Source organism: Brachybacterium sp. ACRRE (assembly GCF_022346485.1).
GTDB classification, from domain to species: Bacteria; Actinomycetota; Actinomycetes; order Actinomycetales; family Dermabacteraceae; genus Brachybacterium; species Brachybacterium halotolerans.
Window position 1 is genome coordinate 11980 of the sequence record NZ_JAKRMO010000001.1, and the last position, 25363, is coordinate 37342.

A 25363-nucleotide genomic window follows, 5' to 3' on the forward strand; every position below is an offset into this window, starting at 1 on the left:
ACAGGCCCGCGCTCACAGATGCCGCCCCGGATTCATCCGCTGGTGGAGGATACGGATCACGTCGATGCGATCTCCGCGCTGGACGTAGAAGACGAGGTGGCTGCCGATCCCGTATCGACGGTAGCCCTGGCGGATGTCGTCGACGGGGCGACCCCGATCCGGGTCTGCGGCGAGGCGCTCGATGGCGTTCTGGATGTCGCGCAGGTAGGACTCCGCCTGCGAGGCGCTCCAGCGGTCTTCCGTGAAGTCCCAGATCTCGGAGAGATCCCTCTGCGCTGCCGGAGTGAGGCGGAAGCGTTTCATGCCTGCTTCGACGCGATGAAGGCGTCGAAGTCGAACGGCTGGGCCTCACCGCTCTCCTCGCCGACGACGAGGGCCTCGCGCAGGGCTGCCAGCTGCGTCTCCCGATCCTCGAGGAGGCGCAGCCCGGCACGGATCACCTCGCTGGACGATCGATAGCGACCCGAGGCGACCTGCTCTGCAAGGAAGCCGGAGTAGTGGTCATCAAGGCTGATCGACGTGTTCTGAGCCATGGCGTCACGATACCAAGAATGGGTAATTCTACGCCTCGACCTTGACATCGACCGTCCCGTGGTGCGCTCCAAGGGGCCCGTGAGAACAGGAGCGCCGCACCCCACGTGGGGTGCGGCGCTCCGGCGCAGAGCTGCGAGGGACGATCAGCCCTGGACGCCCAGCTTCTCCATGATGATCTCGCGCACGCGACCGGCATCGGCCTGACCGCGGGTGGCCTTCATGATGGGGCCGATCAGCGCGCCGATCGCCTGGACCTTGCCGCCCTGGATCTTGGCGACCACGTCGGGGTTGTCGGCGATCGCCTGGTCCACGGCACCGGTGAGCACCGAGTCGTCGGAGACGACCGCGAGGCCCTCCTTCTCGACGATCGCACCGGGATCACCCTCGCCCGCGAGCACCTTGCCGAGCACCTGACGGGCGATCTTGTCGTTGATCTTCTTGTCGTCGATGAGCTTCTGGAGCTCGGCGACCTGCGCCGGGGTGGCTGCCAGCTCCTCGAGCTCCACACCCTGTTCGCCGGCGGTGCGGGCCAGTTCGCCCATCCACCACTTGCGGGCGGACTGCGCGCTCGCGCCCGCGACCACGGTCGCCTCGATGGCCTCGAGAGCACCGGCGTTGATCACGTCGCGCATCTCGAGATCGCTGAAGCCCCACTCCTCGCGCAGACGCCGTCGGCGCGCCGCCGGCAGCTCGGGCAGGTTCGCCTGCAGCTCCTCGACCCACTCGCGGCTCGGCGCGACGGGCACCAGATCGGGCTCGGGGAAGTAGCGGTAGTCCTCGGCGTCGGACTTCACGCGCCCGGCGCTCGTGTGGCCGTCCTCCTCGTGGAAGTGACGGGTCTCCTGGACCACCGACTCGCCGGCGTCGAGGATCCCCGCCTGGCGGGAGATCTCGTAGCGCACCGTGCGGTCGATCGAGCGGAACGAGTTCACGTTCTTCGTCTCGGTCCGGGTGCCCAGCGGCGCATCGGCCGTCGGGCGCAGGGAGACGTTCACGTCGGCCCGGACGTTGCCGCGCTCCATGCGCGCCTCGGACACGTCGAGGGCGCGGAAGATGTCCCGCAGGGTCCGCACGTAGGCGGCGGCGACCTCGGGGGCCCGCTTGCCCACGTTCGGGATCGGACGGGTCACGATCTCCACGAGCGGCACGCCCGCGCGGTTGTAGTCCACGAGGGAGTGGGTCGCGCCCTGGATGCGGCCGCTGCCGCCCACGTGCGTGGACTTGCCGGCGTCCTCCTCCATGTGGGCGCGCTCGATCTCGACGCGCACGATCTCGCCGTCCTCGAGCTCCACGTCCACCCAGCCGTCGTGCGCGATCGGCTCGTCGTACTGGGAGGTCTGGAAGTTCTTCGTGAGGTCGGGGTAGAAGTACTGCTTGCGCGCGAAGCGGCAGGACTCGGCGATCTCGCAGTTCAGCGCAAGGCCGATGGTGATCGCGTACTCGACGGCCTTCTCGTTGACCACGGGCAGAGTGCCGGGCAGGCCCAGGCTCACCGGGGTGATCGCCGTGTTCGGGTCGGCGGCGAAGATGTTCGGCGCACCGTCGAACATCTTGGTCGCGGTTCCCAGCTCCACGTGCACCTCGATGCCCAGCACCGGGTCGTAGCGGTCGGTCGCGTCCTCGAAGTCGACGAGGTCGGTATCGATGGTCGTCATCACTTCACCTCTCCGGTCCGAGCGCCGGTCGGCGCACCGGTCAGCGCGGGGGCGCGGTCCAGGAGCGGGCCGCCCCAGGACTCCTCGAGCAGCGCCTCGAGCGCGCCGCCCACGCGGTACAGCCGCTCGTCGGCCCGTGCGGGGGCGAGGAACTGGATGCCCGCGGGCAGTCCGTCCTCCGCGAGCCCGCTGGGCAGGGACAGCCCGGGCACGCCCGCGAGGTTCGCGGGGATCGTGGCGATGTCGTTCATGTACATCGCCAGCGGGTCGTCGGTCTTCTCGCCGAGGCGGAAGGCGACGGTGGGCGACGTCGGCGAGGCCAGCACGTCGACCTGCTCGAAGGCGCCGGCGAAGTCGTTCTGCACGAGCGTGCGGACCTTCTGGGCGCTCCCGTAGTAGGCGTCGTAGTAGCCCGCGGAGAGCGCGTAGGTGCCCAGCAGGATGCGGCGCTTGACCTCGTCGCCGAAGCCGGCGCCGCGGCTGGCCTTCATGACCGACTCGGCCGTCGGATGATCCTCGGGCACTACGCGCAGCCCGTAGCGCATGCCGTCGAACTTCGCGAGGTTCGAGGATGCCTCCGAGGGCATGATCAGGTAGTACGCGCCGAGGGCGTACTCGAAGTTCGGGCAGGAGACGCGGATGATCTCCGCGCCGGCCCGTTCGAGGGCCGCGAGGGACTCCTCGAAGCGGGCGCGCACCTCGGGGGCGAAGCCGTCGCCCTCGAGCTCCTCGATGACACCCACGCGCAGGCCCGTGACGTCCTTGCGGCGAGCGGCCTCGCCGAAGGCCGGGACGGCCTCCGGCAGCGAGGTCGAGTCGCGCGCGTCGTGCCCCGCGATGAGCTCGTGCAGCAGCGCGGCGTCCTCGACGGTGCGGGTCACCGGACCGGCCTGGTCGAGCGAGCTCGCCATCGCGATGAGCCCGTAGCGGGAGACGGAGCCGTAGGTCGGCTTCACGCCGACGGTCCCGGTGACCGATGCCGGCTGGCGGATCGAGCCGCCGGTGTCGGTGCCGATCGCGAGCGGCGCCTCGTAGGCGCCGACGGCCGCGGCGCTGCCGCCGCCCGAGCCGCCCGGGATCCGCTCGCGGTCCCAGGGGTTGCGCGTCGGCCCGAAGGCGCTGTTCTCGGTCGAGGACCCCATGGCGAACTCGTCCATGTTGGTCTTGCCCAGGATCGGCAGGCGCGCAGCGCGCAGCTTCTCCACGAGCGTCGCGTCGTACGGGGGCACCCAGCCCTCGAGGATCTTCGAGGCGGCCGTGGTGGGCGTGCCCTTGGTGACCACGACGTCCTTGACGGCGATCGGCACGCCGGCGAGCGCGTGCAGCTGCTCGCCCGCCGCGCGCCGCTCATCCACGTCGCGCGCGACCTCGAGGGCCGCGTCCTCGCTCACGTGCAGGAAGGCGTTGAGGTCGCCGTCCACGGCCGCGATGCGGTCGAGGTGGGCGCGGGTGAGCTCCTCGGAGGAGAAGTCGCCGGAGGCGAGGCCCTGGGCCTGCGCGGCGGCGGAGAGGCGCGTGGGATCCGCGCTCGGGTGGCTCTCGGTGCTGCTCATGCTCACTCCTCCCCCAGGATCTGCGGGACCTCGAAACGACCGTCCTCCGCCTCGGGGGCGCCGGAGAGCGCCTCCTCCTGGGTGAGGGTCGCGGTGACGACGTCCTCGCGGAACACGTTCGTCATGGGGATTGGGTGGCTGGTCGCGGGCACGTCCTCCGTGGCGACCTCGGAGACGGATGCGACAGCGTCCATGATGGCGTCGAACTCGCCCGCATAGCGGGTGATCTCGTCATCAGTGAGCTGGATCCGTGCGAGGTCGGCGAGGCGTGCGACGTCTTCTCGTCCGATCGCTGGCATGCCATCCATCCTAGAGGCGATCGCGGGATGGGTGGACCGGCTGGAACCGGCGGCGCGCTTGCGGCGCCGGCGCTCAGCCACGGACTCGGTAGTGGTAGCCGCCCAGGCGCCGGAACCCGAGCTTCCGGTAGAGGGCGAGCGCCGCGGGATTGTCGGACTCGACCTCGAGGAGCGCGCGCTCTGCGCCCTGCACCTGCGAGGCCGCGAGCAGCGTGCGCACCACGGCCGTCCCCAGGCCCTCGCGGCGGTGCGCGGGATCGGTCGCGATCTGGTTGAGCACGGCGGACCGGGTGCGGCCGTGGTCGACGAGAGCCGCCCTACCCACCGCTGTGGGCTCCGCGAGTCCCTCCCCGTCCGCGGGACCGTCGGCCGGGATCCCGACGTGCACGGCCGGGGTCCCGGCGAGGATGTCGTGCATCGTCTCGCGCGCACCCTCCCCGCTGCGCGGGGAGAGTCGCCATGAGGCGGCGAACCAGTCGTCGGGCAGCGGGCCCGTGCTGATCGTCGCGCGCGGGTCGGGGGCGTGGGGCTTCGCGCCGAGCGGCAGCTCGAGCACCTCGCAGGGCGCCTCGACGGAGAATCCGCGATCGGCGAGCGCCTGGTCGACGGCGGCGTGGCCGCTGTCGGGATAGAGCCGGACGAGCACGGGATCGTCGGAGGCACTGGCGAGGCCGAGCACGCGATCGAGGGCCTCCGCGAGCGCCCCCGGATCCGTGGACGGGTCGACGGGGACGATGCTGTTCGCGCGACGGGTGACGCCGCGCGAGCGCAGGATGGCGAAGCCGTCCACGTCCAGCCTCGACAGCGGGCGCCAGCCGCCCACCAGGGTCTCCACGAGGGCCGTCGGCCCCAGGGGCTTCGGACCCGCACCTGCCGTGCCGGAGCCCTTCGCGGACCGGTTCTTCGCACTCTTCCTGGCCATCGATCGATCGTATCGAGGGCGTGCCGGTCCACGTGCACCGGGGCGTGATCCAGGACGTTCGCGCGAGCGTGTGCGTAGGATCAGGCATCTCGCCCCCGAGAGCCCGATACCTCTTCAGCGCTGAAGGTGATCGCATGTCCGTGGACCCCCACATCGACTTCCACTCCCATGATCCGGAGGACGGCGAGGAGCTGTCCGACAACCCCGCGATCCGGGAGGCCCAGATCCTCGAGGCACGCATGCGCAAGGCCCTCGCCACCAAGGAGGACCCGCTGCGCGAGGGCGAGAGCACGTCGGACCGCATGCACCGGGGCGAGTGATCCGAACGGCCGCCCAGACGAGCGCGAGACGCGGGGCGGGCGCCCCATGTGCCGCCGTTCCTCCCCAACGCCCCTTCGCGCACATCGCCGCTGATCTCCCACCGGGATGTCATGGCCCGATGACACACTGACGCCCATGACCGCGACCGCCGCCGAGACCCATCCGCAGCTGCACGCCGAGGCCCTCGAGGCCCTGCGCGACCTCACCGGCAGGGCCGACGCCGCCTTCCATCCCGGCCAGTTCGACGCGATCGCCGCGCTCGTGGACGAGCATCGCCGAGCGCTCGTGGTCCAGCGCACCGGCTGGGGCAAGTCCGCCGTCTACTTCCTTGCCGCCCTGCTGCAGCGCCGGCGCGGTGCGGGCCCGGCGCTCATCGTCTCCCCGCTCATCGCCCTCATGCGCGACCAGGTCGCAGCCGCCGCGCGCGCCGGCGTGCGCGCCGAGGCGATCAGCTCGGCGAACCCGACGGCCTGGACCCAGATCGAGCAGTCCCTCGCGGCCGACGAGATCGACGTGCTCCTGGTCTCCCCCGAGCGTCTGGTCAACCCCCGCTTCCGCGACGAGCAGCTCCCCCGCCTGATCGACCGCTGCGGCCTGCTGGTGATCGACGAAGCGCACTGCATCTCCGACTGGGGACACGACTTCCGTCCCGACTACCGGCGGCTGCGCGATCTCGTCGCCCAGCTCGGCCCGCAGGTGCCCGTGCTCGCCACGACCGCGACGGCGAACTCCCGCGTGGTCGCCGATGTCGAGGAGCAGCTGGGGGTCGTGGCGCAGGGCACTTCGGGAGAGCCGGGGACTCCGGGGCCGACGGATGGGACGACGGGCGTGCTCACTCTGCGCGGCCCCCTCACCCGCGACTCACTGCGCCTGGGCTCCCTCACCCTGCCCGACGACCGCGCCCGCCTGGACTACCTGGCGCGCCACCTCGACGCCTTCGAGGGCTCCGGCATCATCTACACGCTCACGGTCTCCGCGGCCGAGGACCTCGCCGCCCTGCTGAACACCCCCGAGAGGCCCGTGCGCGCCTACACGGGGCGCACCGACGCCGAGGACCGGGCACAGCTCGAGGCGGACCTCAAGGACAACCGGATCAAGGCACTCGCCGCGACCAGCGCCCTGGGCATGGGCTTCGACAAGCCGGACCTCGGCTTCGTCATCCACCTGGGCGCCCCGAGCTCCCCCGTCGCCTACTACCAGCAGGTGGGACGCGCGGGCCGCGCCACGGACAGCGCGGACGTCCTGCTGCTCCCCGGCCGCGAGGACCGCGCGATCTGGGAATACTTCGCGACCGCCTCCATGCCCTCGCAGGACTCCGCCTCCCAGGTCCTCACCGCTCTCGCCCAGGCCGGCTCCCCGCTCAGCACCGCGGCGATCGAGGCGCGCGTCGACGTGCGCCGCGCCGCCCTCGAACTGCTCCTGAAGGTGCTCGCGGTCGACGGCGCCGTCGAGGCGGTCAAGGGCGGCTGGATCGCGACGGGCCAGCCCTGGGAGTACGACGCCGAGCGCTACGAGAACGTGGCACGCACCCGCCGCGAGGAGCAGCAGGCGATGCTCGCCTACGAGCGACTGGGCTCCGAGGGGACGGGCCCCGACGTCGTCGCCTCCGACCCCGCGAAGTGCCGCATGGTGTTCCTCGCCCGCCAGCTCGACGACACCACGGCGGTCCCCTGCGGCCGGTGCGACGTGTGCGCGGGGTCCTGGTACCCGTCGGCCGACGCCCCGGTGGGGGCGGCCGATGCCCAGGTCTCCGCCCTCCTGGACCGCGTCGGCGTGCCCGTCGAGCCGCGCAAGCAGTGGCCCCAGGGCCTCGACCAGCTGCACATGCGCGGGCTCCAGGGCGCCGCCCCCAAGGGGAAGATCGCGGAGGGTGACCGCTGCGAGGAGGGCCGCGTGATCGCCCGCATGTCCGACCTGGGCTGGGCGGTCCCGCTGCGCAGCCTCCTGCGCACCGACGAGGACGGCCGGCGCCTCGACTCCCCCGTCCCCCGGAACATCGGCTCGCGGATCATCGAGGTGCTCAAGGAGTGGGACTGGCAGCAGCGCCCCGTGGGCGTCGTCGCCATCCCCTCGACCACGCGCCCGGAGCTCGTGAGCTCGCTGGCCTCGGGCATCGCCTCCATCGGCAGACTGCAGGACCTCGGCCCCCTCGGTCTCGCCGCCGACGCCGCGCCCCTCAGCGGTGCCCGCAACAGCGCCTTCCGCGTCGCCGCCCTCTGGGACCGCTTCGTGATCACCCCCGAGCTGCAGCAGCAGATCGACGCACTGGCCGGTGCCCCGATCCTGCTCGTGGACGACGTGATCGACACGCGCTGGACGATGACGATCGCCGCTCGACTGCTGCGCCGTGCGGGCTCCGGGCCGGTGCTGCCGCTCGCGCTCGCACAGGAGGCGTGACGCCCGCCCCGCGTACGGCGAGTCCGGACCGCGTGTGACGCTCGCTCAGATCAGCCTGAGAAGGGCGGCGCTGACGCCGGCGACCAGAACGACCACCACGAGGGGCAGGCGCAGGAGAGCGGCCGTCCCGCCCAGCACGACACCCGCCACCCGCGCGGGGTCCGCGAGATCGCGCCCGTCGAACAGGGCCGACGTCGCGGAGATGGCCGCGAGCAGGATGATCACGCCGAGATCCATCTGACGCGCGAGTCCCTCCGTACCCTGCAGCACCTCGGAAGCGCGCAGGCCGGCGTAGCGGATGGCGTAGGTCGCGATCGCGAGCACCGCGGCCGCAGCGAGGATCGGAGTGCTCATCGCCGCCGCCTCCTCCACGCTCCGCGGAGCATCCCGGGCACGAGCACGGACAGCGCCACGAGCGGCGCGATGCCCGTCGCGACCACGGGCGTCACCGCCACGGCGGCCGCTGCGCCGCCCAATGCGAGACCGCCCGTCCGCAGGTCCCGGACCACCCCGATCAGCATCGCCAGCAGGATGGCGGGGAACACCGCATCCAGACCGAGCGACGAGGGGTCGGGGACGCTGCGGCCCAGCAGCACCCCGAGCGCCGCGCCGGCGGGCCACGCGACAGCGATCGCTACGCCCAGCACACGGAAGGCACGTCGACCCGTCCCTGCATCCGGTTGCGCGAGCCCGTACGCCGCCGTCTCGTCGTTGACGAGGTGGGCGTCCAGCAGCCGCGTCGCCCCGCGCGGCAGGAACCGCGCGACCGAGACCCCGTAGAGAGCATTGCGAAGATTCAGCAGCAGCGCCCCGACCACGGCGAGCACGGGCGACGCACCGCCCGCGATCGCCCCCACGAAGACCTGCTCGCTCGAGGCGCCCAGCACCGTGCACGCGAGCAGGAGCACGAACCACAGCGGCAGGTGCGCACCGTCGGCCAGAGCGCCGTACGAGACCCCGACGAGCAGCACCGAGCCGGCGATCGATGCGATCTCCCCGGCACGACGGGAGCGCGTCGGATCCGCGACCACCTCGGGGACTGTGGTGACAGCCGTCGTTCGATTCATCGGACTCATGTTCACTACACTGAACGCCCGTGTCGGGTTCGTCAAGATGGACGATGGGTCAGTATGGTGAACGCATGGTCGAGTCCCAGCTGCGGAACCGCATCGGTGCATCCGTGCGCCGCGAACGCACCCGGAGAACATGGAGCGCCGCCGAGCTGGCCCGCCGGGCCGGCATCTCGAAGGCAGGGCTCTCGCAGCTCGAGAGCGGCAGCGGGAACCCGAGCGTGGAGACCCTGTGGGCCATCGCCACGGCCCTCGAGGTCCCCTTCGCCGCACTCGTGGATCAGGGGGACAAGGGACCGACGGTGATCCGCGCCGGTGACGCACCGGAGGTCGTCGCCGGCTCCGCCCGCTACAGCGCCGCCCTGCTCTCGGCGTGCCCGCCCGGCGCCCGGCGCGACCTGTACGTGGTGCGCGCGGAGCCCGGGCAGCCGCGCCTGTCCGATCCGCACCAGGCGGGAACCATCGAGCACGTGGTGCTCATGTCCGGCAGCGCGCTGGCGGGTCCGGTCGACGACACCCAGGAGCTCGGCCCGGGCGACTACGTCGTCTACCGGGGCGACCTCCCGCACACCTTCGAGGCCCGGTCCGCGGGCACCAGTGCCCTTCTGATCTCCGAACTGTCCTGACGCCGAGGGGGAACCCGGACATGAACGATCATCAGCCCATGGACGACCACCGATCCGGCAGCGGCGAGGAGATCGAGGACGGCTCCATCGAGGTCAGTGCGCTCGCGATCAACGTGGCGGTCCCCGAAGCGCTGCAGTGGACGGACACCCGTCGCGGCCAGGAGTTCCGGCTCACGAGCATCACCGTGCGCCTGCTCCCCGACTCATCCCTCGCCGCCAAGGCCTACGGACGCCCCGTCGAGGGAGGTCGCGGGGGCTACGTGTCGTTCCCCGTGCCCGAGACACCGGAGATCCGCGCGCTGATCGAGGCCGGTGCCCGTGAGGCGGCTGTGCGATGGTCGGGTCAGAGGGGACTGGGCTGAGGTTTTCCTGCACATGGTGAAATGTGGGAATGACCCCGATCCCACGCCCCGCGCTCTCCGATGGCGTGATCCGATTGCGCGCCGAGAACGCACGCGATGCGGGTGCACACGCGGCCGCCTTCGCTGATCCGGAGTTCCTCCGATTCTCCGACTGGCACCCGCTGACCCATGACGCCATCGTGGACCGTATCCGTACCCAAGAAGTTCTGCGTGAAGAGGGGGTCGGCATCGCCTTCTCGGTCACGGATGCCGCGGAGAGCACCGCTCTGGGCGAGGTCACGGTGAACGGCATCGATCACACCACCTCCGTCGCCAGCATCGGCTACTGGCTCACACCCACCGCGCGAGGGCGGGGAACATCCACACGGGCGGTCCGTCTGGTCGCGAGGTGGGCGCTCGGTGACCTCGGTCTCGAGCGGCTGGAGATCACGTGCGGCCCGGACAATGACGCATCCCGGCGGGTGGCCGAACGTAGTGGCTTCCACTTCGAGGGCAGGCTCCGCTCGCACGTCCCGTTCAAGGGGCATCGCCGCGACAGTCTCCTGTTCAGCCTGACCCGGCCCGACCTCCCGGCCGACTGACCCCTAGCCCGGCAAGCACCTCCGCCACGTCACCTTGCAACACAGGATCCAGAGGCAGCAGAGGACGCGGGAGCACCGGACGCTGCACCAGCCCGAGCTGAGCGGCGATCTCCGCGACCACGCGAATGCTTCCGCCGCAGCGGGCGAAGAGATCCCAGAGTCCCTGCAGACGGTCCGAGAGTGCGGTCGCCAACGCGGCGTCGCCGGACTGAGCCGCCCGACCGATCGCGAGCACGTGCTCGGGCAGTGTTCCCGCGAGAGCGGAGAACCAGAGGTCGCAGCCCGCCAGCAGCCCGATGGCTCCCGCTCCGTCCCCGGACACGCCGATCCGAACGTTCGCGGGCACCGCCTCCCGGATCCGCTGCAGGTGCGCCCGCGCAGCAGCCGCATCCAGCGGAACCGGAGGGATCTTCACCGCAGCCACCCTGGGCAGCGAGGCCACGCGCGCATAGGTCTCGAGCGAGAGCTCGACGTGGGTGGTCGCCGGGTTGTCGTACACGACCAGCGGCACCGAGAGCTCGCGCACGGCGTCTTCGTACAGCGCGACGATCTCGTCATCGGTGAGGGGCTGATAGGCCACGGGCGCGAGCAGGACGCCACGAGCCCCGGCCTGCTGCGCATCCTGTGCGAGCGCCGCGACCTCGCTGCTCGCGCAGTGCCCCACACCCACGAGCACCGGGACGCCGTCGCTCTCCGCTGCGGCGATCCGCGCGACCTGACGTCGCTGCTCCCTGGTCAGGTACGTGTACGCGCCCGTGGAGCCGAGAACGCCGATCGACTCGACGCCCGCCCCGACGAGCCGGTGCACGAGGCCGGCCAACGCCGCCTCATCGACCCGACCGTCCCGCAGCGGTGTCAGGGGGAAGGCACTCACCCCGGTCAGCCAGTCGTCGCCCACGTCGTCCCCTCTCCAGGTCGCGCCAGTCGCCAGCGGCCCACATCCATCTGTCCCCACGCATCATCCCCCGCCGCGAGCACGCTGCCGTCCGCGCGCAGCGCCAGGGAGTGCTGCGGGCCGGCGGCGAGGGCGATGACGTCGTCCCATGTCTCGATCTCCGCCCGGCCCGGCGTTCCGTCCCCGGTGACCAGCACCTGACCGTCGGCCCGCAGTCCGAGGACGTGGTGACTGCCGGAGGAGATCGCGACGATGTCCGTCCACCCGCTGACGGCGTGCCGACCATCGCCCGTGTCGCCAGCGACGAGCACGTGGCCGGTCGAGGTCAGGCCCACGGTGTGCAGGTGGCCGGCGTCGACAGCGACGAGGTCGTGCCAGCCGCCCACGGCGCACTGGCCCCTGACATCGTTGCCCGTCGCCCGCGCGGTGCCGTCGACCCTGACGCCCACCGTGTGCCAGTCCCCGCAGGCGGCATCGACGATGCCGCGCCATGCGCCCACGTCGCACGCGCCCTCGTCCCGGCGTCCGACGGCGAGCACCGTGCCGTCCTCCCGCACGCCCACGGTCCTGCGCCAGCCCGCGGCGATCGCCGAGACGGCGCCCCAGTCCGAGACCTCGCACTGGCCATGGGCGTTCCATCCGACCGCCGCGACGGTGCCGTCCGACCGGAGCGCGACGGAGTGCGCGCGGCCGGTGTTCGCGGCGACGTGGACGCTCCCCACCGCGACCGAGACGATGCCCGTCCAGTCCTGCACGCGCTCGGCGCCCGACGGGTCCCGACCGGCGGTGACCACGGTCCCGTCGGCCCGGAGCCCGAGGGAGTGCCGGGGCCCCGCGGCCAGGACGCGGCGCGCCGCGCGCGGGGGCGCGGTCACGGGGTCACCCCTTCTGGTCTGCTGCGGAGGCGTCGGAGGAGTCCTCGGCGTCCGCGCCGTCGGACCCTTCCTCGTCGGACGAGCCGTCGTCCGCCGGACCGTTCTCCAGCAGGTCCTTGAACCCCGCCTCGTCGAGGATGGTGAGGCCGAGGTCGCGGGCCTTGTCCTCCTTGGATCCGGCGTTCTCGCCCACCACCACGAAGTCCGTCTTCTTGGAGACCGAACCGGAGGCCTTGCCGCCGCGGGAGATGATCGCCTCCTTGGCGCCGTCGCGCGTGAAGTCCTCGAGGCCGCCGGTGACCACGACCGTGAGCCCCTCGAGGGTCTTCACGAAGCCCTCCTCGACGTCGTCGGCCATGCGCACACCGGAGGCCGCCCACGCCTCGACGAGCTCGCGGTGCCAGTCCACGTCGAACCACTCGTGGACGCTCTCGGCGATGATGCCGCCCACGCCGTCGGTCTCGGTGAGCTGCGCCAGGTCGGCCTCGCGGATCGCGTCCATGGACCCGTAGGCGGTCGCCAGGGAGCGCGCGGCCGTCGGCCCCACGTGTCGGACGGAGAGGGCGACGAGCACCCGCCACAGCGGCTGGGACCTGGCCTTCTCGAGCTCGTCGGCCAGCAGCTCCGTGTTCTTCAGGACGGTCGAGGGCTTCTGCTGCTTCCACGCGTTCTCGCGCTTGTAGTGGCGGAACGTGGGCCGCGACCAGAACGTCGGCTGCACGCGCCAGTCCCCCGTCACCTCCCCGTCGCGCCGCTCGGGCTGCCACACGAACACCTCGCGCAGGTCCTCGGCGGTGAGGTCGAAGAGGTTCGTCCCCGTCGTCACCACGGGCGTCTGCAGCGCCGGCAGCAGAGGGTCGTCCTCGCGTGTGATCCGCAGCAGCGGCACGCCGTCGGCCCCCTGCACCTCCTGCCCGTTCTTGAGCACGACGAAGTTCTCGAGCTCGGCGTCCTCGGCCGAGCGGATCGGCAGGTAGACCACGTGGCCGCCGCGCAGGGCGGCGAGCGCCTCGGCCCGCCGCTTGTCCGGGTCCGTGAGCGCGATCGCGCTCTCCTCCCCGAGGGACTCGATGTCGAAGGCGCCGCGCGACGCGGCGTGCTCGATGCGGCCCGTGACCTGGCTGGGGCACGACTTCGTGTTCGGGCAGCGCCAGTCCTTGTCGCCCTCCTTCATCGGGCCGATGGGCGTGCCGCAGGCGGGACACTCCTTCGGCATCTCGAATGCGCGCTCGCTGCCGTCGCGCAGCGCCTCGACCGGCCCCAGGATCTCGGGGATCACGTCTCCGGCCTTGCGCAGCACCACGGTGTCGCCGATGAGCACGCCCTTGCGCTCGACCTCGAACTGGTTGTGCAGCGTCGCCATCTGCACGGTCGACCCGGCGACCTTCACCGGCTCCATGACGCCGAAGGGCGTCACGCGCCCGGTCCGCCCCACGTTGACCTGGATGTCCAGGAGCTTCGTGGTGACCTCCTCCGGCGGGTACTTGAAGGCGATGGCCCATCGCGGCGCGCGCGAGGTCGACCCCAGCCTGCGCTGCTGCGCGAAGGAGTCGATCTTCAGCACGATCCCGTCGATCTCATGCTCGACGTCGTGGCGGTGCTCGCCGTGGTGCTCGATGAACTCGTGGACGTCGGCGAGCGCGTCCAGCACCCGCCAGTGCGGGGAGGTCGGCAGGCCCCACGCCTTCAGCTGCTCGTACACCTCGGACTGCGAGGCGAGGGTGACGCCCTCGTGCACGCCGATCCCGTGCACGTAGACGGCGAGATCGCGCGAGGCCGTCACGCTCGGGTCCTTCTGGCGCAGCGAGCCCGCCGCCGTGTTCCTCGGGTTCGCGAACTCCGGCAGCCCCGCCTCGCGCCGCTGCTCGTTGAGCTCCTCGAACGCGGCCGTCGGGTAGAAGACCTCTCCCCTGACCTCGAGCACCGCGGGCGGATCGTCGGTGTCCAGACGATCGGGCACGTTGTCGATCGTGCGGACGTTCGCCGTGACGTCCTCCCCGACGCGGCCGTCGCCGCGGGTGACGCCGCGGGTCAGCACACCGTCCTCGTAGATCAGGTCGATCGCGAGCCCGTCGATCTTCAGCTCGCTCAGGTACTGGACGTCGGCGCCCGATCCCAGACCCTCGCCGGCGCGGACCGCCCAGGCGTCGACCTCCTCGAGGCTGAACGCGTTGTCCAGGCTCAGCATCCGCTCGAGGTGCTCGACGGGCGCGAAGCCCGCCGCGACGTCGCCGTGCACGGTCTGCGTGGGCGAGTCCGCCTTCGCGAGCTGCGGGTTCTTCGCCTCGAGCTCCTTGAGCTCCCGCTCGAGCTCGTCGTACTGCGCATCGGCCATCGTGGGCGCGTCGTGGACGTAGTAGTCCTCGATCGCCTGCTCGATCTGCGCTGTCAGCTCCGCGATGCGCTCCTGCGCGGCGCGGGGATCCTCGACGCGCTCGGTCGAGTCCTCCGGGGTCGAGGTCGGATCTGCGGGGGTGTCGTGTCCACTCACCCGTCCATTCTCCCCCATGGGTCCGACGGTCCGAAGTCCGGAGCCGACTCATCGACATCTCGGGAAAGGGCGTGGCGCGTCGGGGCACGGGCTCCTATGGTGCGGCCATGGACGACCTGGTGAGGCTCCGCGAAGCCACGGCCGAGGATCTCGACTCGCTCGAGGCGATCGAGGCGGAGGGCGATGCGCTCTTCGCCGACGTCTTCGGGCCCGCGCCCTTCGGGCCGGACTCCACGCAGAGCGGCGCGTCACGGGCGGCGGAGCCGGGGATCGTGCTGGTCGCGGTGGTCGACGACGGTACGGCACGGGCCGACGGAACGCGACACGGCGAGGCGTCGACCGAGAGTGTTGTCGGCTTCGCGCACGTGCGCGAAGTCGAGAAGCGCCCTTCGGACGAGGACCCGCCGGAGGCGCATCTCGAGCAGCTGGCCGTGCTCCCCGCTCATGGACGGCGAGGCATAGGCCGCTCCCTCGTCGAGGCCGCGTGCGCGTGGGCCGCTGCGCGCGGGCATGCTCGCATCTCGCTGCGCACGTATGCCGAGGTGCCCTGGAACGCACCCTTCTATGTGCGCTGCGGGTTCAGAGTGAGCGAGGACGACGCGCCAGGCGGTGCGCTCGACACCGCGTTGCAGAGGGGTCTCGTCGCGGCCGAGCGCGAGGCGGGGCTCGTGCGGCTCGGCCGACGAGTGCTCATGCTCCGGGATCTGCGCGCCGTGCGGCGCGATCCGCCCTCGCCTTCTTCCTGATCCCGTACCCGCCGACGCCGATGACGCCCGCGGTCAGCGCCAGCACGCTCCAGGGCAGCCAGCGACCCGAGGCCGAATCCTTCTCGGTGCTCCGGTAGAAGCCCGAGCCGGAGCGGTAGACGGTGATCTCCTCGCCGACCTGGGCCTTCTTCGCCGGCCCCTTCGCCGGGATGGTCTGCTCCCGGCCGTCCGGATCGAGGAACGAGACCTGCGGGTCGTGTCCGAACCGTCCTCCGTTCCCGGGATGGACCGCGGTGACCTCCACGTGCAACGTGGCCGTCGGCGTCGCGCGATCGGTCGACTGCTGCTGCATCGCGAGCACGGCGACAAGCACGAGGAATCCCCCGGCGACGCACAGGGTGAGGATCGAGAGGGCGGTGCGCACGAGCTCGAAGCCTAGCGGGCCGCTCGGTGCCGGCCGCGCCGAGAATCCCGCCGCCGGGGGCTCGAGCTCTCCTCCTCGGCGGCTGCGGCCCTGAGATGCGGCGCGCTGCGGCGCCGCCGGCGCGCGCGGGACGCTCCGATGCTCCCGCGCACCTGGGTCGCGCCCGCCACCGCCACCACCGCTGCCAACGCGAACATCGGCACGGAGATCCAGCGGATGAACCACGACTGCGTCGACTTCCACTCGTAGTCGCCGGAGCCGTAGCGGTAGACGGTGATCCGCTCCCCGACGGTCGACGTCCTCCCCTCGACGGCGCCGCTCTCGCCGTCATCCGTGCGGAAGCGCGCGATGGGGATCGATCCGCCCCCGCGGCCGGGGGCAGGACGCGAGGTCGTGCCCGTGACGGTTCCATGGACCTCGACGACGGGGACGGCATCGTCCTCGGCCTGTTCGGACAGGGCCATGAGGCCGATCAGGCCGAACATCGCCACGCACACCGTGAAGGTGACGATGAGGAAGGCGGTGCGCACGGATCGGAGCGTAGCGGATGCGGCGCCGGCGCACATGGCCCGCTCGGCGGCGGGACCGACGACGTCAGCGACTCCGGTGCCGCCTCGACCTCCGCATGCTCCTGCGGACCTGATCGGCACCGATGACGACCATGGACAGCGACAGCACGCCCGCACCGACCGCGAACCACAGGGGCTCCGCGCCGGGGCGGGCCTTCCATCCGTACTCCCCGGACCCGTACCGATAGACGGTGATGTGCTCGCCGACATCGGCTGAACCGCTGATGGTGCCCTCGACGCCCTCATCCGTTCGGAACTGTGCGGACGCGGCACTCCCCCTGCCGCCGCGGCTCGACGCCGTCACCGTGGCATGGACCTCGACGGGATCGGCCCTGCCGTTCTCATCGTTCGTCGTGAACGCCACGATGGCTCCCATCCCGAACGCCAGAGCGGCGACTGCGAAGAGGACGGCGAGGAGAGCGGTGCGCACGGTTCCGAAGCGTAACCGGACACCGCCCGAGGGCCTCGTCCATCTGCATCACCGCGGCCCGACATTCCCGCGCCCCCACCACCCCGTCGCCGCAGAGTTCTCCACAGTGTCTGATTCGTACTGGTTTTCGATGCGATGTCCGACTAGACTCGAGCCATCGAACGACCGTTCGATCGTGGGTCCCGAGAGAGGGTGGCCACAGCACTCATGACCACGAGGGGGTGAGCATGATGACCATGACACACCCTGGCACTCACCAGGGGATTCTAGGCGGCGCCGATTTCTTCGGGTCCGAGTCCCGGGGCGACGCCGTCGTGCTCGAGCCGCTCCTCTCGGCACGGACCAGGACCCCGGTGAACCGGGAGAACGCCTCCCGCCACGTCCAGGTCAGCCCCACCCTCGAGGTCGACGAACTGGTGCACACGACGTGGGACCAGGGCGTCCACGAAGCTCGCGAGCTGGCGCGCTCCCTGCTCCTCCTCGCACCGGCATGGGAGGGCCGCCATCTCCCGGATGCGGATCGCGACAGGGTCCGCGTCGCCGACCTCGCGGTCGCGACCGCTCTGCGCTGCACCATCGATGCGGCGCAGCGCCGCATCCGCGATGCCCACCGCGCCGTCGATCTCCTCCCCCACGTGCTTGCCCTCCTCGAGACGGGCGCCTTCCCGGCGTCCTGGTTCAGCGAACTCCTCTCCCGCACCAGCGGCCTCACGGACGACGAGATGGCGGTCGTCGACCTCACCGTGCGCTTCTGGGACGCCGGCATCGCGCCCGAGCAGTTCACGCGCAGCCTGAGCTCGGTGATCGCCCGGCTGCTCTCCCGGCGCGAGCTGCCACCGCATCTCGCGCCCGAGAACCGACGGCGCGTCGAACTCCTCCCGGACGACACCCCGGGGATCGCCCGCATCGAAGTCCAGGGACCGGCGCACGAAGTCGTCTCCTTCGCTCGCCGCCTGGACGCGAGCGCCCGCGCGGTCCAGCAGGCACAGCGCCACGCCCTCGAGGACGGTTCTCCGATCCCATGGGATCCCGAGGGCGAGGTCCTCTCCACCGGCATGCCCCTCTCCCTCGGTCACATCCGCTATCTCCTCACCACCCTCACCACACCCGACACCCAAGGTGTGCACGTGCCTGCGGAGCGCTTCCGGCTCGGCGTGCTGGTGCCGATGATGACGATGCTCGGCCAGGACAACGCCCCCGGCATCCTCGACGGGCGCATCCCCATCCCGGCGGACATGGCCCGTGACATCGCCGCCGCCCAGGAGGACTGGGTGCGGATCCTCACCGATCCCAGCAGCGGCGAGTTCCTTCCGCTGCCCGCAGACCGCTACCGCCCCACGCAGGCCATGCTCGAGCACCTGTGCGATCGCATGACCACGTGCGGCCTGCCCGGATGCACGCGCCCGGCGACCACGGCCACCGAGGCCGACCACATCGTCGAGTACGACCACGAGGACCCCGCGAGCGGCGGCGCGACCTCGGTCGACAACCTGCACATGCTGTGCTGGCAGCACCACGCGATGAAGACCGAGGGACTCATCGACCCCGTGCGCATCGGGCCCGAGGACTCCCCCAGCGGCCGACGAGGCACGCTCTGGGACGTGGCGGACAGGTTCCGCGTCTTCCTCGAGGACAACGCGGACATGGCCACGGCCGAGACCGTCGCCGATCTCGAAGAGGCCTGGGATCAGCTGTGCGACGCCCGCGCCAAGCATCGGCGGGCGCGTGACGGGCTCCCGTCGCTCACCGATCACCCGCCAGGTGCTGACCCGCCCACCGGGTTCGGCTCTCTGCCGCCGGCGGACCCACCGCCCGCGGAACCACGGGCCCCCTCGCCGCCTCCACCGTTCTGATCCGACGGCACCCGAGGCACAGCCCCTCATCCGACCGGCTGCGCCCCATCACCCGGTCACCGCACCACCGGCATCTCACCGACCGCACCCGGTCGCGCTGCACCCGCTGATTCGTCGGCGAAGGCATGCGCGCCGGGTACGAGTCGTGCCCGAGGCACGTGTGTCCTCGGCCTGCACCTCACACGCTCGGTGCACGAATCGCACGCACGTCTTATGCCGTCCACGCTCGACGCGCGTCACTCGCGCTCAGCCCCGTCGGCGATCAGTGCCTGGAGCGCGCCCTCGAGCCGCCCCGGCCTCACGCCCGACCACACGGCTCGCAGCGAGCGCTCCAACGCGACGCCCCGCACCGGCACCTCTACGAGACGCCCCTCGCGCAGATCCCCCGCGACCACCAGCCGGCTCAGCAGGGCGCAGCCCGCGCCGCCCGCCACGGCGGTGCGCACCGCGGCGTTCGAGTGCAGCTCGAGCGCGGGCGCCGCGACCTCTCGCGGCGCGAGCGCCCGGGTGAGCACGTCTCGCGTCCCCGAACCCTCCTCGCGCACCACCAGCGGTGTGCGCGCGAGCAGGTCCGCGTCGATCCCGTGCTCGAGCACGTCCCGATCCAGCGCCCACGGATGCCTCGGAGCGACCACGGCGACCAGCCGGTCCCGCGCGACCTCGAGCGTGGTGAGCTCGTGCGGCACCTCGAGGCCCTCCACGAACCCGAGATCCCCGCGGCCGCGCCGGAGCGCGGCGATCACCCCGGCCGTGTTCTCGACCTCGAAGGAGACCGGCACACCCGGCTGGTCCGCGGCGAGGGCGGCGAGGAACGTGGGCATCAGGTGCTCGGCGATCGTCTGCGAGGCGAGGATGCGGATCCGTCCGGCGCCCGCGGCCGAGCGCACCTGCTCGACCATCCCGTCGGCCGCGTCGAGCACGCGGCGGGCGTGCTCCACCGCGACCCGGCCTGCGGCCGTCGGCTCGGAGCCCCGCGCGCCCCGATCCACGAGGCGAGCGCCCAGGCGTCGCTCGAGACGGGAGAGCTGTCGCGAGGCGTTGGGCTGGGCGAGGCCCAGGGCCGAGGCCGCGGCGGAGACGCTGCCCAGGTCGACCACGGCGACCAGCAGTTCGAGGGAGGCCAGGTCGGGCCTCGACGCATCATGCAACGGCATATCCCCGATGATATGCGCCCGATCAGATCGGCCACTACCGGGGATCGCCCTCAGCCGTGAGGCTGGATCCCATGCCCGAACCCCGCCCAGATGTTTCCCCGCGCACCTCGACCGCGACGGCGACGACGCCCGCGCCGTCGACCGGCCCGACGACACCGTCCGACCCCACCCCGGGTTCCCCGCTCCTCCGCATCCTGCCCGGGCTGCTGCTGTCGTTCGCCGTCGCCGGTCTCGCCTACGGCCTGGGCATGCTCGTCCCCGTGGCGTCCCCGGCGCTCGCGGCGATCCTCGTCGGCGCGCTCGCGGCGAACCTGGGACTGCTGCCGCCGGCGCTGAAGCCAGGACTGGACCTGGCCGCGAAGCCCGTGCTGAGGATCGGGATCGTACTGCTCGGCCTGCAGCTCGCGATCGGCGACGTGATCGCCCTCGGACCGCTGACCATCGTGGTGATCGTGGCGATCGTCGGCATCGGGATGGCGAGCGGCCTGCTCATCGGCCGGGCTCTGCACCTCCCGCCCACGCAGGCGCTGCTCATCGCCTGCGGGTTCTCGATCTGCGGCGCCGCCGCCGTGGCGGCGGCCGGCGGGGCGATCACGCCGCGGCGTCGCGAGGGCGAGAACGCCGAGGAGGCGACCGAGCGCCTGGAGACGCAGATCGCCACGGCCGTCGCACTCGTCGTCGTGTTCGGGACGCTGATGATCCCGCTGCTGCCGCTCGCGGCCCGCGCCCTGGGCCTGGGCACGGACGCATCCGGGACCTGGGCCGGGGCGTCGATCCACGAGGTCGCGCAGGTCGTCGCCGCCGGCAGCATCCTGGGCGGCGGGGCGCTCGGCATCGCCGTGCTGGTGAAGCTGGGCCGGGTGCTGATGCTCGCTCCGGTGATCGCGATCCTCACCGCCGTGGAGCGTCGACAGGCGGAGACCGACCGGACGTCTGCCGACTCCCCCGCCGGCGCCTCTTCGCCCGCCGCCAAGCGCCCGCCTCTGGTCCCCTTCTTCGTGCTCGCCTTCATCGTCGCGGTGTGCATCCGTTCGACCGGTCTGCTGCCCGAGGCGGTTGTCGACATCTCGAAGCCCGTGCAGGCGCTGTGCCTGGCAGCGGCGATGTTCGCGCTCGGCACCGGGGTGCGTGTGCGGCTGCTCAAGCAGGTCGGGGGACGACCCGTGGTGCAGGCCGCGCTGGTCACGCTCGTGGTCGCGGCCGTCGGCCTCGGCGGGGCGCTCCTGGCCGCCTGATCCGCCTGCCCCGGACGGTCCGGCCCTCCCGCTCGGTCGTCCTGCTTGGCGATCCCGCCCAGCCATCCCGCATACCCTGACTCCATGGAGGATCCGACTCGCCGCGAGGGCACGCGCCCGTGAACCCGCTGCTGCGGGCGGTGCTGCGTCTGTTCGCCGCGCCGCGCATCGACATGCGCCAGGACTATGCGAAGGTGCGCCGGCTGCAGCGACAGCTGGCCGCGCGGCCGATCCCCCGGTTCCGGTCGCTGGATCGGCAGATCATGTCCGCCGACGGAGAGCACCAGATCCCCGTGCGCGTGTTCTCGCCCAAGGAGCGTCGGCGCGAGGACGTGCTGCTGTTCTTCCACGGCGGCGGCTGGGTCACGGGCGACATCGAGAGCTACACCCCGGCGTGCGCGACGATGGCGGACCTCACCGGCTGCGTCGTCGCGTCGGTCGACTACCGCCTCGCGCCGGAGCATCCCTTCCCGGCGGGGCTCGAGGACTGTGCGCGCGTCGCGCGGCTGCTGCTCGAGGATCCGCAGCGCGCGGGCATCAGCGACCCGCGACGCATCGTGCTGGTGGGCGATTCGGCGGGCGGGAACCTCGCCGCCGTGCTCTCGCTGATGCTGAGGGACGAGGGAGGGCCCGTGCCCTCGCGCCAGATCCTGCTGTACCCGGTGACGCACTGGGACCACGACCCCGAGACATCGCCGTTCGCCTCGGTGCGTCGGCACGGCAGCGAGTACCGTCTCACCGACACCGAGGTCCAGGACTACATGGAGCTCTACGTCCCGGATCGGGAGCGTCGGCAGGACCCGCTGGTCGCGCCGCTGATGGCGACGGATCTGAGCGCCCAGCCCGAGACGCTGCTGATCACGGCCGAGCTGGATCTGCTGTGCGACGAGGGCGAGGCCTTCGGCGCCGCTCTCGCGGAGGCGGGGAGCCACGCGGAGGTGCACAGGGTCGACGGCGCCCTGCACGGCTTCATCACCCTGCCCCGCTTCGCACGCCCGCTGCGCGAGGCTTACCAGCACATCGACGCGTTCCTCGAGCGGACCTCTCCCACATGAGCCGCCGGACCTGGGTGCGGCTCGACAACGCCTCCAACATCTTCCTCGCTGCGCGCACCGAGTCGGACACCAAGGTGTTCCGGCTGAGCGCCGAGATGGATGCCGAGGTGGATCCGGGCGTGCTCCAGGAGGCCCTCGACGCGGTCTTCGCGCGCTATCCCCTCTACCGCGCGGTGCTGCGCCGCGGCGTGTTCTGGTACTACCTGCAGGACAGCGACCTGCGCCCCGTGGTCGAGCCCGAGCGCCGCCCCAGCTGCGCGCCGATCTACCAGGACGGCAGGCGCACCCTGCTGTTCCGGGTGATCCACCATCGCCGGCGGATCTCCCTGGAGGTCTTCCACGCGCTCTCCGACGGGACCGGGGCGATGTGGTTCCTCACCGACCTGCTCGTCGAGTACGCGCGGCGGCGCTACCCCGCGGATGCGGCGGGCGCGCCAGGGACGACGGGCGCGCCGGGGACGACGGGCGACGCGGAGCAGCCGCGCGCGCCGGCTACGGCCGCGGCGGGCGATTCCCCGTCTTCCCATGCGCTGGAGACGGACAGCTTCGCCCACTACTTCCGACGCCGTCCCCGCCGGGCCTGCCCGACGCACCCGCATCCACCGCGTCCGCGGCACCCGCACGCCGGACGACCGCACCCGCGCCGTCGAGCTGACGATGCCGACCGCCCAGCTGCTCGCCCTCGCGAAGGCCGCCGGAGCGAGCCCGACCATGTATCTCACGGCGCTGTTCATGGACGCGGTGCGCGAGTCCTCGGGCGGCCTGGGCAGGTCCCGCACGCTGAGCGCCTCGGTGCCAGTGAACCTGCGGCAGTTCTTCCCTTCCACGAGCGCCCGCAACTTCTTCGCGACCATCCGCGTCGAGCACACCTTCTCCCCCGACGACAGCGACGGCAGCGACGGCAGTGATGGCTCAGTAGGCTCAGACGACCCAGACGCCACCGACTCCCCCGAGGCGGTCGCCCGCGCCCTGGAGGCCGAGTTCCGCCCGCAGGCGTCGGCCGCGGCGCTCGCGCCGAAGGTCGCGCGGTTCATCCGCGTGGAGCGCTCCCCGCTGCTGCGGATCGTGCCGCGTCCCCTCAAGGACCTCATCCTGGGCTGGCTGAACGCCGCCTCGAACCGGCACCTGAGCCTCGCGGTCTCGAACCTGGGGCGGCTGCGCCTGCCGGAGCCGGCGGCCTCGCACGTGGGCCGGGTGCTCTTCCAGGTCTCGGCCGCGCGCCCGCAGTTCTGCGCGATCTCCCACGGCGAGCACATGACCGTCACCTTCACCTCGCCGTTCACGCAGACCGGGCACGTGCGCGCCTTCGCCCGCTCGCTCAGCGCGCGCGGGATCGACGTGTCCGTGACGGCCGCCCGGGTCACCGAGGCCGAGCTCGCGGAGGTCGCGCCATGAGGCGGTGCACCGAGTGCGCGGTGCGGATCGAGGGCGACTGGCCGCGCTGCCCGCTGTGCGGATCGCACCTGGTGGGCCATCCCTCCCCCGATCCGCTGCCGAGCGTGCCCCTGCGCTTCTCGCGCCGTCGCCTGCTGCGGATCCTCACGGTGATCTCGCTCGTGCTGGTCGCGATCTCGTTCGTCGTCCAGCTGTGGCTGGGGCATCGGCCGGCCGAGTTCGGGGCGGTCCGCTCGGTGTGGCTCGGTGTGTGCACCATGTGGCTGGTCGCGCTGATGGCCCTGCGCGGCCGACGCGACCTCGCCCGGTCCACCCTGACGCTGCTGGTCCTGGCAGCGCTCGTGTGCACGTACTGGGACTATCTGACCGGCTGGCACCGCTGGTCGCTGACCTTCGCGGTGCCGATCATGTGCGGATGCGCGATCATCGCGCTGGTGATCCTCGAGCACGTCATGCGCCTCGAGGTCGGCGAGCACGCCCTCTACAGCGCGCTCACCGTGCTGCTGGGGATCGTGCCGATCCTCTTCCTGCTGCTGGGCTGGGTGACCACGCCCGTGCCGTCGGCGATCTGCGTGGTGCTCGCGCTGCTCTCGCTCGCGCTGCTGCAGCTCGAGCGCGCGGCGGACGTCCGCGACGAGCTCGCGAAGAAGCTCCACGTCTGAGCGGTTCCTCGGGACGGCGATAACCCCTTCAGCCCGCGCACAGAGCCCCGTACGCAGAGCCCGGTGCGCTCAGACCGCGATGCGCTCGGCCCAGGCCGGCGCCGCGCGCAGCAGGGTCTTCACGTCGGTCTCGTCCAGGAGGGACGCGCGGGAGGGCTCGGCCGACGGGTCTGTGCCGCCGCCGGGCAGGGCGGGGCCGACGGTCCGATCCGGCCGATGGGCGAGCCACGTGAAGCCGGCGAGGTCGCGCGGACCGAAGCCGAGCTCCCGCCAGCTGCGGGTGACGGACCCGAGCTGCGCCTCGAGGCGCTGCGGGCCGGCGGGATCCACGACGAGCTCGATGCCGACTCCGGCCTCGCGCAGCTCGGCGAGCAGCTCCCAGGAGGAGAAGCCCGCCGGGGAGAGCGCGAGCCGGGTGGCGCCGGCGGTGCGGGCGGCGCGCAGCAGTGCCGTGTCGCTGCTGGGCGCGAGGGTCACGTCCTGGGCATCGAGCCCGGCTCCGGACCGGAGGTCCTCGAGCAGGGTGCGCCAGACCTCGCCGATGTCGGGAACGGGCAGCGCCGGGTAGCGGCGGTACTCCGAGGGCGTGGGGATCGCGCCGTATGCCAGCGCGAGGGCGGCGCCGTCGCGGATCAGCAGGCGCGGCCGGGCGCCAGGCACGTGGCTGCGCACCGCGTCGAGGTGCTCGGCGATGCCCTCGGCGAGCAGGTGCGGGAGGTCGCGCTGGGCGCCGCGGTCGGCGAGGGTGCGCTCGCCCGAGCCGAGGAAGGTCGCGGCGGCGAGGGTGAGCGGGCCCAGCGTGGTGACGACGAGGTCGCCCTCGTACCCGTGCAGGGCGATGCGGGCGGCCTCGAGGAGGCGCTCGCGCAGCTCCTGGGCGCGACGCCAGGTGCGCGAGCTGCCCGGCCCGATCCGCCATCCGTAGCTCGCGAGGTCGCCCGTGGTGCCGGCGAGCAGGGTGAGCGATTGCGGGAGCAGCTGGTCGGCGCCCTCGGTGCCGAGCGCCGCGGGCAGGAACAGGCGCGTGGCGATCTGCTCCTCGAGGTCGTCGCCGAGCAGGCCCCGCAGACGGGTGAGGGCGAGCAGGCGGTCCGCATCGCCATCCGCGAGATCGGAGGCGCCGCCGGACGTGCGCGCGTCCCGGCTGCCGGTCGCCCCGGTCAGCACCTGCCCGGTCAGCATCTGCCCGGTCGTCTCCTGGCCGGTCGGCACCTGCCACGTCCCGTCGCCCGTGATCGTCACGAGCGGATCGGCGCCCGTGGTGCCGTCGCCCGCCGCGCGCTGTTCCGTCATGCGGC

Annotated in this window: 27 protein-coding genes; 11 read left to right on the top strand and 16 right to left on the bottom strand. The window is 72.2% G+C overall.

The window, feature by feature from the left end:
* Positions 1-12: 12 nt before the first annotated feature.
* The 6 genes from MHY49_RS00050 to MHY49_RS00075 all read right to left on the bottom strand — a co-directional run bounded on the left by MHY49_RS00050 (position 13) and on the right by MHY49_RS00075 (position 4963).
* On the bottom strand, positions 13-303 hold the full coding sequence (locus MHY49_RS00050; RefSeq protein ID WP_239201418.1) for a type II toxin-antitoxin system RelE/ParE family toxin: 291 nt from the start codon (positions 301-303) through the stop codon (positions 13-15).
* The gene (locus MHY49_RS00055) at positions 300-533 is read right to left on the bottom strand and encodes a type II toxin-antitoxin system ParD family antitoxin (RefSeq protein WP_200500942.1); all 234 of its coding nucleotides are present in this window, start codon (positions 531-533) and stop codon (positions 300-302) included. Before MHY49_RS00055 ends, MHY49_RS00050 begins: the two co-directional genes overlap by 4 nt.
* Before the next feature lie 144 nt (positions 534-677).
* A complete protein-coding gene (gene gatB / locus MHY49_RS00060; RefSeq protein ID WP_239201419.1) occupies positions 678-2189 on the bottom strand; it encodes an Asp-tRNA(Asn)/Glu-tRNA(Gln) amidotransferase subunit GatB in 1512 nt (503 codons plus the stop codon).
* Positions 2189-3742 carry an Asp-tRNA(Asn)/Glu-tRNA(Gln) amidotransferase subunit GatA gene (gatA, locus tag MHY49_RS00065; RefSeq protein ID WP_239201420.1) on the bottom strand — a complete coding sequence of 518 codons (1554 nt, stop codon included), beginning with the start codon at positions 3740-3742 and terminating at the stop codon, positions 2189-2191. Before gatA ends, gatB begins: the two co-directional genes overlap by 1 nt.
* Positions 3743-3744: 2 nt before the next feature.
* Positions 3745-4041, bottom strand: a complete 297-nt coding sequence (gene gatC / locus MHY49_RS00070; RefSeq protein ID WP_152352722.1) for an Asp-tRNA(Asn)/Glu-tRNA(Gln) amidotransferase subunit GatC — start codon at positions 4039-4041, stop codon at positions 3745-3747.
* A gap of 73 nt (positions 4042-4114) precedes the next feature.
* Positions 4115-4963: an N-acetyltransferase gene (locus MHY49_RS00075; protein WP_239201421.1), complete on the bottom strand. Its 849-nt coding sequence runs from the start codon at positions 4961-4963 to the stop codon at positions 4115-4117.
* Positions 4964-5097: 134 nt separating this feature from the next.
* Between MHY49_RS00075 and MHY49_RS00080 the strand changes: the two genes are divergently transcribed.
* Together MHY49_RS00080 and MHY49_RS00085 are read left to right on the top strand one after the other, a co-directional pair.
* Positions 5098-5283 carry a hypothetical protein gene (locus tag MHY49_RS00080; RefSeq protein ID WP_239201423.1) on the top strand — a complete coding sequence of 62 codons (186 nt, stop codon included), beginning with the start codon at positions 5098-5100 and terminating at the stop codon, positions 5281-5283.
* Between the two features lie 136 nt (positions 5284-5419).
* A complete protein-coding gene (locus tag MHY49_RS00085) occupies positions 5420-7681 on the top strand; it encodes a DEAD/DEAH box helicase (protein WP_239201427.1) in 2262 nt (753 codons plus the stop codon).
* Between the two features lie 45 nt (positions 7682-7726).
* On the opposite strand, the gene MHY49_RS00090 is transcribed toward MHY49_RS00085, so the two are convergent.
* Both MHY49_RS00090 and MHY49_RS00095 read right to left on the bottom strand, forming a co-directional pair.
* The gene (locus MHY49_RS00090) at positions 7727-8035 is read right to left on the bottom strand and encodes an AzlD domain-containing protein (RefSeq protein ID WP_239201429.1); all 309 of its coding nucleotides are present in this window, start codon (positions 8033-8035) and stop codon (positions 7727-7729) included.
* Positions 8032-8748 carry an AzlC family ABC transporter permease gene (locus tag MHY49_RS00095; RefSeq protein WP_239201431.1) on the bottom strand — a complete coding sequence of 239 codons (717 nt, stop codon included), beginning with the start codon at positions 8746-8748 and terminating at the stop codon, positions 8032-8034. The genes MHY49_RS00090 and MHY49_RS00095 overlap by 4 nt, the downstream gene beginning before the upstream one ends.
* A gap of 74 nt (positions 8749-8822) precedes the next feature.
* Between MHY49_RS00095 and MHY49_RS00100 the strand changes: the two genes are divergently transcribed.
* The 3 genes from MHY49_RS00100 to MHY49_RS00110 are packed head-to-tail and all read left to right on the top strand — an operon-like array spanning position 8823 to position 10320.
* The gene (locus tag MHY49_RS00100; RefSeq protein ID WP_239201433.1) at positions 8823-9377 is read left to right on the top strand and encodes a helix-turn-helix domain-containing protein; all 555 of its coding nucleotides are present in this window, start codon (positions 8823-8825) and stop codon (positions 9375-9377) included.
* Positions 9378-9415: 38 nt separating this feature from the next.
* A complete protein-coding gene (locus MHY49_RS00105; protein WP_239201435.1) occupies positions 9416-9739 on the top strand; it encodes a hypothetical protein in 324 nt (107 codons plus the stop codon).
* A gap of 29 nt (positions 9740-9768) precedes the next feature.
* Complete coding sequence (locus tag MHY49_RS00110) at positions 9769-10320, top strand: GNAT family N-acetyltransferase (RefSeq protein WP_239201437.1); 552 nt, start codon at positions 9769-9771, stop codon at positions 10318-10320.
* On the opposite strand, the gene MHY49_RS00115 is transcribed toward MHY49_RS00110, so the two are convergent.
* Genes MHY49_RS00115 through ligA form a run of 3 tightly spaced genes read right to left on the bottom strand, consistent with a single transcriptional unit; the run spans position 10286 to position 14599 of the window.
* Complete coding sequence (locus MHY49_RS00115) at positions 10286-11218, bottom strand: dihydrodipicolinate synthase family protein (protein WP_239201440.1); 933 nt, start codon at positions 11216-11218, stop codon at positions 10286-10288. The two genes, MHY49_RS00110 and MHY49_RS00115, sit on opposite strands and share 35 nt — an antisense overlap.
* A complete protein-coding gene (locus tag MHY49_RS00120; RefSeq protein WP_239201443.1) occupies positions 11200-12090 on the bottom strand; it encodes a chromosome condensation regulator in 891 nt (296 codons plus the stop codon). Before MHY49_RS00120 ends, MHY49_RS00115 begins: the two co-directional genes overlap by 19 nt.
* Positions 12091-12094: 4 nt before the next feature.
* Positions 12095-14599: an NAD-dependent DNA ligase LigA gene (ligA, locus tag MHY49_RS00125; protein ID WP_255719115.1), complete on the bottom strand. Its 2505-nt coding sequence runs from the start codon at positions 14597-14599 to the stop codon at positions 12095-12097.
* A gap of 89 nt (positions 14600-14688) precedes the next feature.
* On the opposite strand from ligA, the gene MHY49_RS00130 reads away from it, so the two are divergent.
* On the top strand, positions 14689-15327 hold the full coding sequence (locus tag MHY49_RS00130; protein WP_239201446.1) for a GNAT family N-acetyltransferase: 639 nt from the start codon (positions 14689-14691) through the stop codon (positions 15325-15327).
* Here MHY49_RS00130 and MHY49_RS00135 read toward each other — a convergent pair.
* From MHY49_RS00135 to MHY49_RS00145, 3 genes are all read right to left on the bottom strand, one after another.
* The gene (locus tag MHY49_RS00135) at positions 15272-15712 is read right to left on the bottom strand and encodes a hypothetical protein (RefSeq protein WP_239201449.1); all 441 of its coding nucleotides are present in this window, start codon (positions 15710-15712) and stop codon (positions 15272-15274) included. The genes MHY49_RS00130 and MHY49_RS00135 overlap by 56 nt on opposite strands.
* Positions 15713-15723: 11 nt before the next feature.
* Positions 15724-16242, bottom strand: a complete 519-nt coding sequence (locus tag MHY49_RS00140) for a hypothetical protein (protein ID WP_239201452.1) — start codon at positions 16240-16242, stop codon at positions 15724-15726.
* Between the two features lie 64 nt (positions 16243-16306).
* Positions 16307-16711: a hypothetical protein gene (locus MHY49_RS00145; RefSeq protein WP_239201454.1), complete on the bottom strand. Its 405-nt coding sequence runs from the start codon at positions 16709-16711 to the stop codon at positions 16307-16309.
* 236 nt (positions 16712-16947) lie between these two features.
* Between MHY49_RS00145 and MHY49_RS00150 the strand changes: the two genes are divergently transcribed.
* A complete protein-coding gene (locus tag MHY49_RS00150) occupies positions 16948-18564 on the top strand; it encodes an HNH endonuclease signature motif containing protein (RefSeq protein ID WP_239201456.1) in 1617 nt (538 codons plus the stop codon).
* Between the two features lie 236 nt (positions 18565-18800).
* Here MHY49_RS00150 and MHY49_RS00155 read toward each other — a convergent pair whose 3' ends face one another.
* Positions 18801-19718: a LysR family transcriptional regulator gene (locus MHY49_RS00155; RefSeq protein WP_239201458.1), complete on the bottom strand. Its 918-nt coding sequence runs from the start codon at positions 19716-19718 to the stop codon at positions 18801-18803.
* A gap of 71 nt (positions 19719-19789) precedes the next feature.
* Here MHY49_RS00155 and MHY49_RS00160 point away from each other — a divergent pair, with 71 nt between their 5' ends.
* The 4 genes from MHY49_RS00160 to MHY49_RS00175 all read left to right on the top strand — a co-directional run bounded on the left by MHY49_RS00160 (position 19790) and on the right by MHY49_RS00175 (position 24065).
* Positions 19790-20953 (top strand): YeiH family protein, encoded by a 1164-nt coding sequence (locus MHY49_RS00160; protein ID WP_239201461.1) that lies wholly within the window; start codon positions 19790-19792, stop codon positions 20951-20953.
* A gap of 119 nt (positions 20954-21072) precedes the next feature.
* A complete protein-coding gene (locus tag MHY49_RS00165; protein ID WP_239201464.1) occupies positions 21073-22008 on the top strand; it encodes an alpha/beta hydrolase in 936 nt (311 codons plus the stop codon).
* A gap of 657 nt (positions 22009-22665) precedes the next feature.
* Positions 22666-23403: a hypothetical protein gene (locus tag MHY49_RS00170; protein ID WP_239201468.1), complete on the top strand. Its 738-nt coding sequence runs from the start codon at positions 22666-22668 to the stop codon at positions 23401-23403.
* The gene (locus MHY49_RS00175; protein WP_239201471.1) at positions 23400-24065 is read left to right on the top strand and encodes a DUF6320 domain-containing protein; all 666 of its coding nucleotides are present in this window, start codon (positions 23400-23402) and stop codon (positions 24063-24065) included. Before MHY49_RS00170 ends, MHY49_RS00175 begins: the two co-directional genes overlap by 4 nt.
* Positions 24066-24134: 69 nt before the next feature.
* Here the strand turns inward: MHY49_RS00175 and MHY49_RS00180 are convergent, their stop codons facing one another.
* A complete protein-coding gene (locus tag MHY49_RS00180; RefSeq protein ID WP_239201473.1) occupies positions 24135-25358 on the bottom strand; it encodes a hypothetical protein in 1224 nt (407 codons plus the stop codon).
* Positions 25359-25363: the final 5 nt, after the last annotated feature.